Source organism: Bacillus sp. AFS031507, from assembly GCF_002584635.1.
In the GTDB taxonomy this organism is placed as follows: domain Bacteria; phylum Bacillota; class Bacilli; order Bacillales; family Cytobacillaceae; genus Neobacillus.
On record NZ_NUOW01000024.1, the window covers coordinates 184,919 to 199,003 of the forward strand.

The window sequence follows — 14,085 nt, forward strand, 5'->3', positions numbered from 1 at the left end:
TCTATCCGTAGATTATTGTATTCAATCAGCGATTTTCATACTTCTATCAGCGAATCTGCTAATTCAATCGTCGAAGCTCATTTTGGTGACAATATCTACATTGCATGGGCCCCGCCATCCACAACAACGATATCTCCCGTCACAAAGTCCGACGCTGGTGCAGCTAGGAATAAGGCAACTCCTTTAAGATCATTATCGGTACCAAATTTCCTTAATGGTGTCCCTTCAAGAATGGCTTCTCCCCCTTGGTCAAGCAGCCCTTTTGACATTTTCGTCGGGAAAAAACCTGGAGCAATTGCATTTACATATATGCCACTAGGTCCCCACTTAACAGCTAAATCTTTAGTAAAAGTAATCACAGCCCCTTTACTAGAGTTATAGCCAATTGCATTCATATACTTTGGATTACTGCCCTTTAAACCAGCCACCGATGCAATGTTAATTATTTTTCCAGATTGTTGTTCGAGCATCACTTTTCCAACTGCTTGTGACATTAAGAACGTACCAGTAACATTGACATCCATTACTTTCTTCCATGCTTCGAGCGGCATTTCCTCGACCGGTGCTCCCCATGAGGCGCCACTATTATTTACAAGAATGTCAATTCTCCCAAATCGTTCCATTGTCCGCTCAACGACATTCTTAATATCCTCCGGGTTGGTGACATCACATTTTAAGGCGAAGCTCTCCACACCCAGTCTGTTTAAACCTTTGCTTACTTCCTTACACGCTTCCAATTTTCTTGAACAAACAACAACATTTGCACCCGCTTCCGCAAAGCCTTCTGCAATCTGCTGGCCAAGTCCCCTGCCGCCACCTGTTACAATTGCTACTTTACCCGTTAAATCAAACAACTCTTTCACATTCATTGATCGTTCCCCCTATTAAAAAGCGTCATTATTCATTGAGCCCTTTGACAACCGAAACTGGTGAAAAGCTTCCAGCGTATCCCTCAAATTTACAGACAACAACTAAATACTAACCAGTTGGTATGTAGATACCCATAATGATATCAAAATTTTCATAATATTCAACATCTAATTATTCGTCAATTTTTTCATTAATATATTAAAAACATATTAATTAAATAATCCAAAGCGTCGCTAATCATTAATAACCTGTTCACCTTCACCAACAATGTGAAGAAGTTATTCTACCAATAAAGAATAAGCTGCCTGTTCCTTCAAAAAACAAGCAGCTATTGGATACTTTTTTTCAAAATCTGAATCTCGTTAAATATAATTTTACTCATTCCAACTTTCCTCCGGTTATATCCTCTAAATGAATATAAACGGGTTTTAATCCAGGGGACACAAAAAACCCGAATAAGGGACTTTTTTTAAGTGTCCATTATTCGGGTTATAGTTCAGCAACAAGAAGGGTTTTTTCTTCTTGGTGCCGGGTCTAAATTTACTTAATGCAATTAATATTGGCGGTACAATACCTCACCTTTTAATACTTCATTTCCTTGTTGATTGACTGCTTGGACAGTAAAGCGCAAATTTTGATCCAGCTTTTCCTTAAGCGTCGCTTTCAGCGTAATTACATCATTCAAAAATACCATTCCTTTAAAACGGATCGAGTAATCCTGTACAAAGCCTTCTTCATAATAAGAAGTAAAAAGCTTTGCAAGGTTCCCCATTGTCCACATTCCATGGGCAATTATTCCTGGTAATCCCGCTTTTTTCGCCTCATCATCAATCGTGTGTATTGGGTTAAAGTCTCCTGATGCACCTGCATACTTGATTAAGTCAAGCCGCGATACAGGCGCCAGTTGAATTTCTTTGACCGATTCTCCAACTTGTAATTCAGAAAGAATACTCATCGTGCCAACACCTTCCTCACAGCTTCAGAGATGACAATCGTTGAGGATGAGCTAAAAATTAAAGCGCCGGATAGATCCTCGCCGTAATTTTCCACAACCAGGAATCCCATCTCCCCAAAGTTCCCTTTTTTCTCAAAGTAGCTTTTTACTTTGGTATAACAGTAAATTGTTTCGCCAACCTTTAATGGCCGCTTGTAATGAAATGTTTGTTCTCCGTGGATTAAACCTTTATTGGGAAGATTTAATCCTTCGATGACACCATAATCAAAAGTTCTTGGAAAGGTAGGAGGTGCAATGTTGGCTTTGTTTCTTGAATTTCTTCCAGTTTCTTCATCAAAATAAATGGGATGAAGGTCACCAATCGCCTCCGCAAATTTTTTGACGGCTCCTCTTTCAACGTCATTTTTAACTTTGTTTGATTGTTTGCCTATCTGGTCTTTAAACAATTCATCTTCACCTCACCTAATTAACATTTTGGTCCGCCGGCAACATAGATAACTTGACCATTCACGAACGATGATTTTTCATCAGCAAAGAAGGCTACTGTATTGGCAATGTCTTCTGGCTTGCCACTTCTGCCGACTGGAATATGTGCCACACTCGCTTGAATTAATTGCTCAAATGGAATGCCGATTCTGGCAGCGGTTTCCTTCGTCATCTCTGTTTCAATAAATCCAGGCGCCACTGAGTTTACTGTAATCCCATATCTTCCCAACTCAATTGCGAGTGTTTTTGTAAAGCCCTGCAAGCCGGCCTTTGCCGCCGCATAATTAGCTTGACCGCGATTTCCAAGTGCTGATGTCGAAGAAATATTGATGATACGCCCATATTTATTTTCGACCATATATTTTTGAGCAGCACGGGCCGCATTGAATGATCCTTTTAAGTGCACATCCATAACGGTCTCCCAATCTGAATCAGTCATTTTAAAAAATAGATTATCGCGGATTACCCCGGCATTATTCACGAGGATATCTACGGAGCCAAATTCCTCATAAACCTCTTTCATGGCATCTTCAACCTGCTCGGCATCAACCACGTTTGCAACTTTTGAATAAACGTCATAACCTTTTTCTTTTAATTCACTGGTTGTTTCACTTAACGCTTCTTCGTTCAAATCTATTAAAGCTACCTTTGCTCCTTCTTGTGCAAAAAGCTCGACAATCCCTTTGCCGATTCCACGGCTTCCACCCGTAACAAAAGCAACTTTTCCCGTAAATCTGCCTGCCATTTCTATTCCTCCTGAGTTTAATAAATTTATAGATTGCGCTTACATTTATTTTCTTACACGTATTGGCCGATCTTCACATGACCTTTAATCAGGTTACGTGCGATAATCATTCGTTGGATTTCGTCTGTGCCGTCGTAAATTCTCCATAGTCTGGCTTCACGATACCAGCGCTCAATTGGTAATTCTCTTGTATACCCCATCCCGCCGTGAATTTGAAGGACACGGTCGACGACATTGTTGCCCATATTTGCACCATATAATTTTGCCATCGATGCTACGTGTCGATTATCTTCCCCATGATCTAGAGTAAAGGCAGCGTTCAAGACTAGCCATCTTGCCGCTTCAATTTCAACCGCAGAATCTGCGATTTGCCATTGGATTGCTTGTCTTTCGGCAATGGGTTTCCCAAATGTAACCCGTTCCTTGGCATAATCAATCGCCATTTGCAGCAAGCGTTCTGCGGCACCGACTGCTCTTGCCCCAACAACCCAGCGTGCAAACCCAATCCACTCGAGACCAAGATTATAGCCCTTGTGTAATTCACCAAGGATATTTTCCTCCGGAACACGGACATTATCAAAAACTAAGCCGGCTGGACCCCATTCTCCCATTGTATGTATATACTCTGATTTCCAGCCCATATCGCGATCGACAATAAAGCATGTAACCCCTTCGCGGCCTTGTGTTGATTGATGTCGTTCTTTATCCGTAATCGCTATCGCCATAACGAAGTCCGCTTCGTTTCCGCCGGTAATAAACGTTTTTTCACCATTTAGAACCCATTCACTGCCGTCTTTCACTGCTGTCATTTTGATATTTCTGGTATCGGAACCAGCTCCTGGCTCGGTCATTGCAAAACAAGACTTTTTCTCGCCATTAATCGTCGGAAGTAAGTATTTTTTCTTTTGTTCTTCATTACCATAGTAAAGAATATTATCTGCTCCACCGCCGAACTGGAATGGGACAAAGGTTTTTGAAACTTCCATTAACACAATTGCCATCATCATTTGACCAAGATCTGCACCACCATATTCCTCTGGAGTGTTAATTCCCCAAAAACCAGCTTCCTTTGCTTTAAGTTGCAGCTCTTTTAGTTTACTTGCAGGAAGACTCGGTTTACCTTCTCGTTCATTGCGGAGTACATCGTTTTCAAGGGGAATAAGTTCTTTTTCTACGAATCTTCTAATTGTTTTTTGTACCATTTTTTGTTCATCAGTCAATCGTAAATACATACCATTCACTCCATTCTTATTCTTAACATCAAATTTAATGCCGTTAAAATATAATATGCTGAACCGTTTGTAGGCATACCTACCGGTTGGTATGTTAACTTTATTTTATTCCGAACTTTCAGATAATACAAGTTAATATTTTCCTAATAAAAAAAATTCTCTAGCAATGGCGCCAAAGAATTTTTTGTTAACTATACATGACTAATTACTTTTCTTGCTGCCCGCTCTCTCAAGGTGGAAATGGTAAGTGAACTTCCAAGCCAAAATAGGAGACCTAGAATGATACTAAAAATCCAATTTTCACTGGTTTCCAATGTTATTAAAACTGTTATTACACAAATGATTCCACCAATCATTCCATATATGGAGCCTCTAGCAATATTTGTTGCTTTCATAGTCCCCGAGGCAATTCCCACCATAATAACGGCTGTCAGCATAACGGCTGGAAAAGCGGCAAAAATACCGGCAAGAATCTTCCATGGGGAAATAATAGTTATAAGATAACTTAGGGAGACTGCTGCCCCACCTAGTAAAAACCGAATAAATAAGTCTTTTTTATTCATGTTGTCCACCTTTTTCATTTAATGAGATGTAATGAATACAACAACAATTGATACAGTAAACCAACAAGCCATTGCATGGAGGATTCCTTTTTTCCAACCTATCTTAGGAAGCAGATAGCCTGCGAGGATGGCGACAAGAATATTGATTGCCATTCCAAAAATGGCTCCTTTAGATAACATGATCGAATGGGTAATAAGCTGACCGCCGTGAAAATCAAGACCAATGGTGAGTAATGCTGCCAGGTAATCAGCAGGAAATGCAGCAAATATTCCCCCAGCTTTCTCCCCTAACTTCTTTGCTACGACAGTACAGGCAACTACAGCAAGACCTCCCAATAGGAATCGAAGAAGCAGTCCGCCAAGTGATAAACTAACCATTTTAAATTCGCCTCTTTTATTGTTTTGACATGCAGTTAAAAAATTATTTGCTTTGTGAATTAAATCACAATCATTCGATGTATTCATTTTAACTCATTTCCATGACTATGCATGTGAACGTTTTATTAACGTTTTTGAAGAGATTTCTCATTAATTTCAAGTTTGATGACTATTTTCCTGTCATTTTACAAAAGATAATAGTGATATTCATTTGAATATCGTCGTTTCAAATCCTTTGATGAGGTGATTTTAGATGAGTTATAAAGACCATTTAGATCCGCACTCAGAGCTCTTTCACCAACATACGACGCGACCAAAACGTCAAAATTCACAAGTGAATGGGCAAACTCAAGTGACGCACAACACGATCATCTTAAGGAGCAATGCCAAGGCCCACCGTTGGGTTTAGGCAAAGAAACGAGTAATGGCAGCATAACAATTACTGTCATTAGAAATGACCTTTTCTCGAATAGCAATTTCGAGAAAAGGTTTTTCTTTTTCTAAGTAATTTGTTATTACAATATTGATAATGTTTGTTCCAAAAGATATCATAAAATCTATTAAGAAAAAAAACGGGAGTGGAACATGACATGTTTGATGACTTTACAATTAGAGATGCCGATATGTGTGATTTGCCTGTAATTGTTGATATATACAATACAACCATAGCAAGTAGGATGGTTACAGCCGATCTTGAACCAATATCAGTAGAAAACAGAGTTCAATGGTTTAACGAACATTCATCAACCTTTCGTCCATTATGGGTTGTAGAAAACCAAGGAGAAATCTGCGCATGGGTTAGTTTCCAATCTTTTTACGGCAGGCCTGCCTATAATGCGACTGCAGAAATTAGTATCTATATTCATCCCGACTTTCGAGGTCGGAAACTTGGTAAATATTTAATCCAAAAAGCAATCGATGCCTGTCCAAGTCTGCAAATCAAAACCTTACTTGGTTTTATTTTTGGTCATAATGAACCTAGCATTAAACTTTTCTCAAGTTTTGGATTTGAAAAATGGGCACAGCTTCCGAATGTGGCTGAGCTGGATGGCATTGAACGTGATCTAATTATCCTTGGAAAAAGACTCTTCTAAAAATCTTGAAATCGAAGAACAGATTGCTTATGGAATACACTCCATAAGCCTTTTCCATGTAGGCAATCAGATAATAATGTAGCAAAAGTTTTTATAGTTATTAATATTTCAAGCGTTGCATTATTCCAAAATAATGGATTATCTAGTACTATAGACTAAGGAGTAATAAATACTCACTACTCCTTGTTTTTAATAAACTTTATTCCTTGAATAGAACTGGAGATTTCCATGAATAAAATAAAGATCATCATCCTCTACTTTTTTACAAGTATTATTTGGATATATGGGTCCAATTATGTAATCGAACAATATGTGCCTTCTTCACTTATTGAGTTGGTGTTAAGGTCAAAAGAGATCTTTTATGTTGCCATGACTGGAGGGTTCATTTATTTCTTCATTAGTAAAAAAGAGGAGTTAGATGTTTCCCAGGAAGATCAGAAACGTCTATCTACTTTAATCAATTCAATGGTTGATTTTGTTAACTTTAAAGACGGTGAAGGCAGATGGATTGAAGCAAATGAATTTGGTTTACAATTGTTTCAGCTTGAGAATGTCGATTATCGGGGGAAAAAGGATTCGGAATTAGCCGAGTATACAGACTTTTACGGTGATGCTCTCAGATTTTGTGAAACTTCTGATGAAGAAGCTTGGATTAATCGAGAAATCACTCGAATAGAGGAAGTCCTTACTGTTCCAGATGGATCAGTAAAAATATTTGACACGATTAAAGTACCACTATTTCACGAAGATGGCAGTCGACAAGGTTTGGTCATCATTGGACGTGATATTACCGAAAAAAAGGAAATGGCCTTAAAATTAGCAGAGAGTCAGCAACAATATAAGTCATTATTTGAATACAGTCCAGATATTGTTTATATGATGGATTTAGGCGGAACTATTACCAATTTAAACCCACAGTATGATGTCATTACAGGCTTCAAACGGGAAGAAGCGATTGGGAAAAATGTAAAACAATTATTACCGAAAAGGTATAAACGATATCTTCCAAAGTTCATTTCCACTGTTGTGGAAGAAATAAAACCGGTCATGTATGAGCTGGATATACCACATGCAAACGGGAATCGGATTATCTTACAATGTACTTCCCTTCCGATCATTATTAATGGAAATATCGCTGGAATTATTGGCTATGGCAGTGATGTGACCACCTTAAGGGATGCAGAAGAACGTCTTCGCAGGACAGAAAAGCTATCAATCGTTGGTGAATTATCTGCCAGCGTTGCCCATGAAATTCGGAATCCGCTGACGTCATTAAAAGGATTTGTCCAACTTTTACAAATGGAAGATGAGAAGCATCAATTTTTTTATCAAATTATGCTCGACGAATTAAATCGTATCAATGACATTGTTGGTGAGCTTTTGTTATTGGCAAAACCTCAGCTATTAAAATATACCAAAGCAGATCTTCAGAAGCTTTTAATGGATGTCATTTCATTATTAAACACCGAAGCCAGTTTATATAATGTTCAAATTGATTCTCTTTTTCCAAAAAACGACATATGGATTGAATGCGAACCAAATCAACTCAAGCAATTGTTTATCAATGTGATTAAAAATTCGATTGAAGCAAGCCAAAATGGTGGAACAGTCTCTATTGTTCTAGAGCAATTAGAACAAAGTCATGTGTTAATTACCATTAAAGACACTGGCTGCGGTATTTCAAAAGAGAGATTAGAGAAAATTGGAGAACCCTTCTACTCTTCTAAAGAAAAAGGGACCGGGTTAGGTTTAACGGTTAGTTTCAAGATTGTTCAATCACATCAGGGAACCATCCGTTTTGAAAGCCAGAAAAAACAAGGGACATCTGTTCAAATTTCCTTACCGGTCAAGCAAAAGGACCTTAAGAAAATTAAGCACTCTATACCTGAAAAAGTGGAAAACAACTAGGATTAGCTCGTCTATTATGACGGGCTTTTCTTTTTCGTCCGATTTCGGAAAAAAGCAATAATTAATAACACGGAAGGAATGATGATTTGAAAAGGCCAATGTAAATAAGTGGGTACAATTACTAGCCCTTCCTTTATATGTTCCGCATAATTAGATGCAATGGTAATGGATGCAAATAAGACGATCATTCCAATTGGAAACCCAAGCTTACGTTGGTTTGAAATTTGAAAGATATCCGCAGCACCAGCAACTGCAGCATAATAGTAGATTGCAATCTTAAAAAAACCCCCAATAACTAGATAGAGCATAAATAATACATCGAGACGTTCGATAAAATCGGCAATTTGGATTCTCCCTATTGTGGTTAATAAGGGGAAATTGGATCGACGGAAGAGTTCCACACCCAAAACAGAAATATTTACTACAACTGTAATAGTAATATTTATTCCGCTTAATATCATTCCACTTAAACAGACTATTTTAGCCTTCTTTTTATCATTTATGAACGGGAGCAGCATCGTAAAGACGACCATTTCTCCAAAAGGAAAGTTGATGGTTTGACTTAAAAATGTTTTTATTACTGGTTTCAACCCATTCTCTAAGATTGGTTTTAGATTTCCCAAATGAATTAACCCAGAAAAGGTAATTAACATCATTCCTAATATCGCCGTCAGGTAGACAACCCCAAAGTAAATTTCGCCAACTCGGGCTAAGACTTCAAACCCTTTATGGATTGCATAGATAATGGTAATAATCATCAAGCTATTGATAACAAATAACGGAGTACTATTATAAATAGTCGTTGTTAATAACTCTCCAAAATCTCGCAATACCCTTGATGCACAATAAATAAAATAGACTATATATAATAATCCTATAAAACGTCCCAGCCACTTTCCAGTTATTTTTTGAACATAACTCGTTAAGGGCAGGTCAGGATAATATATATATAATTTGTAATAAATAAAAAAGATCATGATACCGCCAGTTAAACCGAGCAAAATGGCTATCCAAGCATCCTGTTTTGCATCTGATGCAATCCCCACAAGAATAGCACTTCCCATTTCAAACAATACGACCAGGACGAACAATTGGGTTGCACTTATTTTCGCCTTTTCCATCTACGATTGTCCCCCCTTAAACAGGGTTATTTATTTAAGCAGAGCTAGTTTGTTTCTTCCTATTAAGAAAAAAAGCAATGATTAGTAAGATAGAGGGGATGATGATTTGAAAAGGCCAAGACAAATAAATCGGCACAATAACGAGCCCCTCCTTGAGAAATTCTGCAATATTAGATGCAATCGTTATTGATGAAAATAAAACGATCATTCCAATTGGAAACCCCAGCTTACGTTGGTTTTTAAATTGAAAGATATCAGCAGCCCCGGCCACTGCAGCATAATAATAAATGGAAATTTTAAAGAAACCACCAATGATTAAATAGAGCATAAATAATACATCTAAACGTTCGATAAAATCCGCAATTTGGATTCTTCCTACTGTGGTTAATAAGGGGAAAGTGGACCGCTGAAAGAGACCTGCACCCAAAACAGAAATATTTATTACAGCAGTTATTGTAATATTTATACCCGCTAATATCATCCCACCCAAACAAACTATTTTGGCATTCTTTTTATCATTTAAAAATGGGAGCAGCATCGTAAAGACCACCATTTCCCCAAAGGGAAAGGTGAGGGTTGTGGTTAAAAATGTTTTAATAACAGGTTTCAATCCATGCTCTAAGATCGGGGTTAGATTACTCAAATGAATTAAACCCGAAAAGGTAATTAGCAGCATGCCTAAAATCGCCGTCAGGTAGACAACTCCAAAGTAAATTTCTCCAACTCGGGCTAAAACTTCAAACCCCTTATGGATCCCATAGATAATAACAAGGATCATTAAGGAATTGACAACAAATAGCGGAGTGCTATTATAAATCGTTGTGGTTAATAACTCTCCAAAATCTCGCAATACCCTTGACGCAATATAAATAAAATAGACAATATATAATAACCCAATAAACCTGCCAAACCATTTTCCTAAAATTTTTTGAAGATAACTAGTTAAGGGCAGATCAGGATAGTACATATATAAGCGGTAATAAATAAAAAAGACAATGATTCCCCCAGCTAAACCGAACAAAATAGCAATCCAGGCGTCCTGTTTCACTTCTGCTCCGAGACCAAGAAGAATCGCACTACCCATTTCAAACAAAACGATCAGAACGAACAATTGGGATCCACTTATTTTTGCCTTTTCCATGCACGATTGTCCCCCCTCCTTATACCGCATTATTTATTAATGTCTGACCAAAACGGATTTGTCCGAACCCCTTCGCGCCGCACATAGGAATCTACCTTAACATTCACTTCTAGGTCTGCAAAATAATCGTTCCAATCCCCTTTAAGCTTCTTCCATAGTTTAGGATTAGCTTTATGTACATTATCACCAAACCCGAAGATATCACACTTTAGTTTCTGGGCTTCCTTTACAGAAGACTGTATTTCCTTTTTAATTTCTTTTTCAGCTAACTTTTCAATTTTTCCAATCGTTTTTGGATCCATCAATTCTATTGCTGTATTCGCTTCACTAATCCAGCCTTCATTCTCAATTTTAATATTTATTACAGGTTTCCCATTTTTAAAGATGGTTGAAACTTTGGTTTTTGATCTAATTGGCACCATACTAATGGCGTTTTTCTTCCCCTTCCACTTAAGTGTGATATCGGTACTCTTCGCTTTATCTAAGACCCAGATCACTCCACGAGCCTTGTTACTCTCTATCCAACCGATCAATGCACCCTCTTTAATAACCGCTAAGCCATCAGCTGAGAGGAAAGCATGGGTTGTTGTTTTTTGCAAATTAGTTGCTTTATTGGCTTCTTCTTTTTGACCAATTAGTCGATAACCGTTTAGAATAGGCTCTTTCCCACTGTCGACAATTCCATCAATGATATCATCTATACTTACACTTATATTTTCCCCCTTCATAGCTTCAGTAGATTTGATTTCTTTTGTGACTTTGGTGACAGGCAGTTTATCGAGAATAGTCAGAGTAGTAACTATTTCCTCTGCTGTAGAATCTCTTGCAATAATTAACTCTGTAGTTGTTCTAAACTCTGGATCCCTAGCAAAGGCATCCAACAGATTAAGCATCAGTGTTCTATCACTCGCCACCTCTTCACTAACAACGACTAAATTAGTGTGTGCATAATATAAACGGCGCGAAACCTTTTTCGTTGCATTTCTTGACGCTTCAGTAATGGTTCTACCAGTGCTTTTATAAACGGCTATCGGCAGCCCCTGGCCTCCTCCTCCACCTTGCCCAGCTGAAACGTTGCCTGGATTAACAAGCTGAAACGAAAGATGGTACAGATCGTCCTCACCCCTATCAATACCAAGTGCCATTACAAAGGCCAAATCAGTAAGTTCTTTCTGGTTCCAGCAAGCGCTCAGGATCGGCAGAGACATGATTAATATCAAAATAATAATGAAATATTTTTTCATCATTCTTCACCATTTTTAGGTTGATTTTCCGTTGATTTGGGTGGCCCAGGTTTTTGATTATCTCCAGTTCTCCTCATATTGCCTTTACTAATAAACATGGGTCTATTTTTCATAGACCAGATAGGAAAGCGAACGAATGCGTCTTGTTGATTATGGATGTTGAATGGTGCGAGCGGCATCATGTATGGAATTCCAAACGAGCGAAGCGAACATAAATGAATGGACATGAACATAATCCCTAACATGATTCCATAAAATCCCAAAATCGCAGCTAATCCCATCAGGACAAAGCGAACTAATCTTGCTGCTATCGCCATCGCAAAAACCGGTGTGGAAAAATTTGCGATAGCGGTGATTGAAACGACAATAACCATTACAGGAGAGACAAACCCAGCCTGTACTGCTGCCTGGCCAATTACGAGAGCCCCTACAATCGATACGGCCTGACCAACAGCCCGTGGAAGCCTAAGACCCGCCTCCCTTAAAATTTCAAATGTTACCTCCATGATTAATGCCTCAACAAAGGCTGGAAAGGGAACATTTTCACGCTGTGCGGCAATCGCGATGGCCATCGTCGTCGGGATCATCTCTTGATGGAAAGTGGTCGCAGCAATATAAACAGAAGGTCCAATAACTGCGATAAGGAAGGATAAAATTCTTAACAAACGTATTCCTGTTGAAATGTCAAACCGTGAATAGTAATCATCCGGAGCCTGGAAAAATTGAATAAAAATAGCTGGAACTGTAACAACAAACGGAGTCCCATCAACTACTATCGCAATTCTGCCTTCCAGTAAATGTGATGTCACGACATCGGGCCTTTCTGAATGGTAGGTGGTTGGAAATGTTGTCCATGTTTGGTCTTCAATCAATTGCTCTATATATCCAGAACCAAGGACCGAATCGATATCGATTCGATTAAGCCTTTCTTTGACCTCGCAAACAATTTTTTCATTGGCAATGCCTTTAATATACATAATTGCGATATCTGATTGGGACACAGCTCCTATTTTCATGGAGTCCACTCTTAAATTTGGACTTTTAATCCGGCGGCGAATTAATGCTGTATTCGTGCGAAGGGTTTCTGTAAAAGAATCCTTTGGACCACGAATCGATAGTTGTGTGGTAGGTTCGGAAATCGCGCGCCTTTCCCATCCTTTGGTTTCGCCACTGATCGCTTTGTTGCATCCCTGTAAAAAGATGACTGTATCTCCTGAAAACAATGAATCATATACTTGGTTCCAATTCTCAATGGTCTGGACACTTCCTAGTGCCATTGTTTTATCGAGCATGAATTGAAATATATCGACTGGTTCATTGGGTACCATGATTTCCATTGCTGTTTCCAATATATAGTCTGCTATTGCTATTGAACTTGCTAATCCGTCAACATAAACAAGAGCACCTTTATATGCACCAATCTTAAACTCGCGAACGTTAATGTCGGTACTATTGCCAACTTCCTCTTTGATACGGGATATATTCTCTTGATAATCTCTTAAGATTGGCAAGTCCTCCGGTTTTTGCGGATCTTGTTTTTGCCTATAATTATCGTCCTGTCTCTTTTTTTGTTTATTTTTAAGCATTTTAGATAAAATCGACACAATATCCGCCTCCCTTAATATTTTTTGAACACTTTTCTCCCAATACTGGATATATTGCCCAAGGTATATCACTTTATCCTATTGAAATCGGTTTTTATACTAGCATTCTTAACATTTTCAGTTCCGAATAAGGAACTGCTTAGAAAAGAACAATAAAAACAATATGATTCCTAAAGGTGTGATGAGGTTGAAAATATTATTTGTAACAACCCTGCTGGCGGCTTTCAGTTTAATACTAATTATTTCATTGGATCTTTTGATGGGAATAAGTATTTCAGGGATTTTTTGGAAGGCATTAAATCCTTTTAGGGTTATGGAGACAGCTGAATATATTATTGTTTTATTATTTATATTGTTTTACGTCATTGATTCCATAGGTGCTTTTTTAAATAGGAAAAAGGGGAATTCTTCTAACTAGAATTTAAAATAAAAAAAAGATAAGTGCTTACCTTACAATGGCAAGCCCTTATCTGAATTAGAATTCGATATTTCTTTTTCTCTTTTATGGAACACTCGTTTAAAAATAACACCTGCAATAGACAGTTTACTCCACCATCTCCTCTTTCTTTCATAATTTGCACCATACACATAACGGTTCCAAAAATAGTAGATGAATTCCTCTACAATCAGCAATAGGACGAAACAAAGAGCAGAAATAGAAATCCAAAACCACATTTTAAGGACCCCTTTCCCAATGGATAATTAATTCTATTCCAAAAACAACAAAGAAGTACCACCAAGGTT

Annotated in this window: 16 protein-coding genes; 4 read left to right on the forward strand and 12 right to left on the reverse strand. The window is 38.0% G+C overall.

Translation table 11 applies throughout. The features are described from left to right. Nucleotides 1-95: 95 nt before the first annotated feature. The 7 genes from COE25_RS20975 to COE25_RS21005 all read right to left on the reverse strand — a co-directional run bounded on the left by COE25_RS20975 (nt 96) and on the right by COE25_RS21005 (nt 5,229). Entirely contained in the window at nt 96-869 is a 774-nt protein-coding gene (locus tag COE25_RS20975) for an SDR family oxidoreductase (RefSeq protein ID WP_098933991.1), read from the reverse strand. A gap of 554 nt (nt 870-1,423) precedes the next feature. Next, nucleotides 1,424-1,825, reverse strand: a complete 402-nt coding sequence (locus COE25_RS20980) for a MaoC family dehydratase (protein WP_098933992.1) — start codon at nt 1,823-1,825, stop codon at nt 1,424-1,426. Beyond that, on the reverse strand, nt 1,822-2,271 hold the full coding sequence (locus COE25_RS20985) for a MaoC family dehydratase N-terminal domain-containing protein (protein WP_098933993.1): 450 nt from the start codon (nt 2,269-2,271) through the stop codon (nt 1,822-1,824). The genes COE25_RS20980 and COE25_RS20985 overlap by 4 nt, the downstream gene beginning before the upstream one ends. A 20-nt stretch (nt 2,272-2,291) precedes the next feature. Continuing rightward, complete coding sequence (locus COE25_RS20990; RefSeq protein ID WP_098933994.1) at nt 2,292-3,056, reverse strand: beta-ketoacyl-ACP reductase; 765 nt, start codon at nt 3,054-3,056, stop codon at nt 2,292-2,294. 53 nt (nt 3,057-3,109) lie between these two features. Next, nucleotides 3,110-4,288, reverse strand: coding sequence for an acyl-CoA dehydrogenase family protein (locus COE25_RS20995; RefSeq protein ID WP_088086948.1), 1,179 nt, complete (start codon nt 4,286-4,288; stop codon nt 3,110-3,112). 191 nt (nt 4,289-4,479) lie between these two features. Then, complete coding sequence (locus tag COE25_RS21000; protein WP_098933995.1) at nt 4,480-4,851, reverse strand: DUF3147 family protein; 372 nt, start codon at nt 4,849-4,851, stop codon at nt 4,480-4,482. An 18-nt stretch (nt 4,852-4,869) separates the two neighbouring features. Then, on the reverse strand, nt 4,870-5,229 hold the full coding sequence (locus COE25_RS21005) for a DUF3147 family protein (protein ID WP_098934047.1): 360 nt from the start codon (nt 5,227-5,229) through the stop codon (nt 4,870-4,872). 253 nt (nt 5,230-5,482) lie between these two features. Here COE25_RS21005 and COE25_RS21010 point away from each other — a divergent pair, with 253 nt between their 5' ends. The 3 genes from COE25_RS21010 to COE25_RS21020 all read left to right on the forward strand — a co-directional run bounded on the left by COE25_RS21010 (nt 5,483) and on the right by COE25_RS21020 (nt 8,231). Beyond that, the gene (locus COE25_RS21010) at nt 5,483-5,638 is read left to right on the forward strand and encodes a YpzG family protein (protein ID WP_098933996.1); all 156 of its coding nucleotides are present in this window, start codon (nt 5,483-5,485) and stop codon (nt 5,636-5,638) included. Between the two features lie 181 nt (nt 5,639-5,819). Continuing rightward, nucleotides 5,820-6,323, forward strand: coding sequence for a GNAT family N-acetyltransferase (locus COE25_RS21015; RefSeq protein ID WP_088086944.1), 504 nt, complete (start codon nt 5,820-5,822; stop codon nt 6,321-6,323). 228 nt (nt 6,324-6,551) lie between these two features. Then, nucleotides 6,552-8,231, forward strand: a complete 1,680-nt coding sequence (locus COE25_RS21020; RefSeq protein ID WP_098933997.1) for a PAS domain S-box protein — start codon at nt 6,552-6,554, stop codon at nt 8,229-8,231. Nucleotides 8,232-8,245: 14 nt separating this feature from the next. Here COE25_RS21020 and COE25_RS21025 read toward each other — a convergent pair whose 3' ends face one another. Genes COE25_RS21025 through COE25_RS21040 form a run of 4 tightly spaced genes read right to left on the reverse strand, consistent with a single transcriptional unit; the run spans nt 8,246 to nt 13,323 of the window. Then, nucleotides 8,246-9,352, reverse strand: a complete 1,107-nt coding sequence (locus COE25_RS21025; protein ID WP_098933998.1) for a GerAB/ArcD/ProY family transporter — start codon at nt 9,350-9,352, stop codon at nt 8,246-8,248. A 34-nt stretch (nt 9,353-9,386) separates the two neighbouring features. After that, nucleotides 9,387-10,493 carry a GerAB/ArcD/ProY family transporter gene (locus COE25_RS21030; protein ID WP_098933999.1) on the reverse strand — a complete coding sequence of 369 codons (1,107 nt, stop codon included), beginning with the start codon at nt 10,491-10,493 and terminating at the stop codon, nt 9,387-9,389. 29 nt (nt 10,494-10,522) lie between these two features. Further along, nucleotides 10,523-11,740, reverse strand: coding sequence for a Ger(x)C family spore germination protein (locus COE25_RS21035; RefSeq protein WP_098934000.1), 1,218 nt, complete (start codon nt 11,738-11,740; stop codon nt 10,523-10,525). Beyond that, nucleotides 11,737-13,323: a spore germination protein gene (locus COE25_RS21040; protein WP_098934048.1), complete on the reverse strand. Its 1,587-nt coding sequence runs from the start codon at nt 13,321-13,323 to the stop codon at nt 11,737-11,739. Before COE25_RS21040 ends, COE25_RS21035 begins: the two co-directional genes overlap by 4 nt. Before the next feature lie 205 nt (nt 13,324-13,528). Here COE25_RS21040 and COE25_RS21045 point away from each other — a divergent pair, with 205 nt between their 5' ends. Then, entirely contained in the window at nt 13,529-13,759 is a 231-nt protein-coding gene (locus tag COE25_RS21045; protein WP_098934001.1) for a YczF family membrane protein, read from the forward strand. A 32-nt stretch (nt 13,760-13,791) separates the two neighbouring features. Here COE25_RS21045 and COE25_RS21050 read toward each other — a convergent pair whose 3' ends face one another. Further along, nucleotides 13,792-14,016 (reverse strand): hypothetical protein, encoded by a 225-nt coding sequence (locus tag COE25_RS21050; protein ID WP_098934002.1) that lies wholly within the window; start codon nt 14,014-14,016, stop codon nt 13,792-13,794. Between the last annotated feature and the right edge of the window lie 69 nt (nt 14,017-14,085).

Coding starts and splice junctions, on each gene's coding strand:
- COE25_RS21050 (WP_098934002.1), bottom strand. CDS start 14,016: ATGTGGTTTTGGATTTCTATTTCTGCTCTTTGTTTCGTCCTATTGCTG.
- COE25_RS21020 (WP_098933997.1), top strand. CDS start 6,552: ATGAATAAAATAAAGATCATCATCCTCTACTTTTTTACAAGTATTATT.
- COE25_RS21040 (WP_098934048.1), bottom strand. CDS start 13,323: ATGCTTAAAAATAAACAAAAAAAGAGACAGGACGATAATTATAGGCAA.
- COE25_RS20980 (WP_098933992.1), bottom strand. CDS start 1,825: ATGAGTATTCTTTCTGAATTACAAGTTGGAGAATCGGTCAAAGAAATT.
- COE25_RS21035 (WP_098934000.1), bottom strand. CDS start 11,740: ATGATGAAAAAATATTTCATTATTATTTTGATATTAATCATGTCTCTG.
- COE25_RS21010 (WP_098933996.1), top strand. CDS start 5,483: ATGAGTTATAAAGACCATTTAGATCCGCACTCAGAGCTCTTTCACCAA.
- COE25_RS21025 (WP_098933998.1), bottom strand. CDS start 9,352: ATGGAAAAGGCGAAAATAAGTGCAACCCAATTGTTCGTCCTGGTCGTA.
- COE25_RS20990 (WP_098933994.1), bottom strand. CDS start 3,056: ATGGCAGGCAGATTTACGGGAAAAGTTGCTTTTGTTACGGGTGGAAGC.
- COE25_RS20995 (WP_088086948.1), bottom strand. CDS start 4,288: ATGTATTTACGATTGACTGATGAACAAAAAATGGTACAAAAAACAATT.
- COE25_RS21030 (WP_098933999.1), bottom strand. CDS start 10,493: ATGGAAAAGGCAAAAATAAGTGGATCCCAATTGTTCGTTCTGATCGTT.
- COE25_RS21005 (WP_098934047.1), bottom strand. CDS start 5,229: ATGGTTAGTTTATCACTTGGCGGACTGCTTCTTCGATTCCTATTGGGA.
- COE25_RS21015 (WP_088086944.1), top strand. CDS start 5,820: ATGTTTGATGACTTTACAATTAGAGATGCCGATATGTGTGATTTGCCT.
- COE25_RS20975 (WP_098933991.1), bottom strand. CDS start 869: ATGAATGTGAAAGAGTTGTTTGATTTAACGGGTAAAGTAGCAATTGTA.
- COE25_RS21000 (WP_098933995.1), bottom strand. CDS start 4,851: ATGAATAAAAAAGACTTATTTATTCGGTTTTTACTAGGTGGGGCAGCA.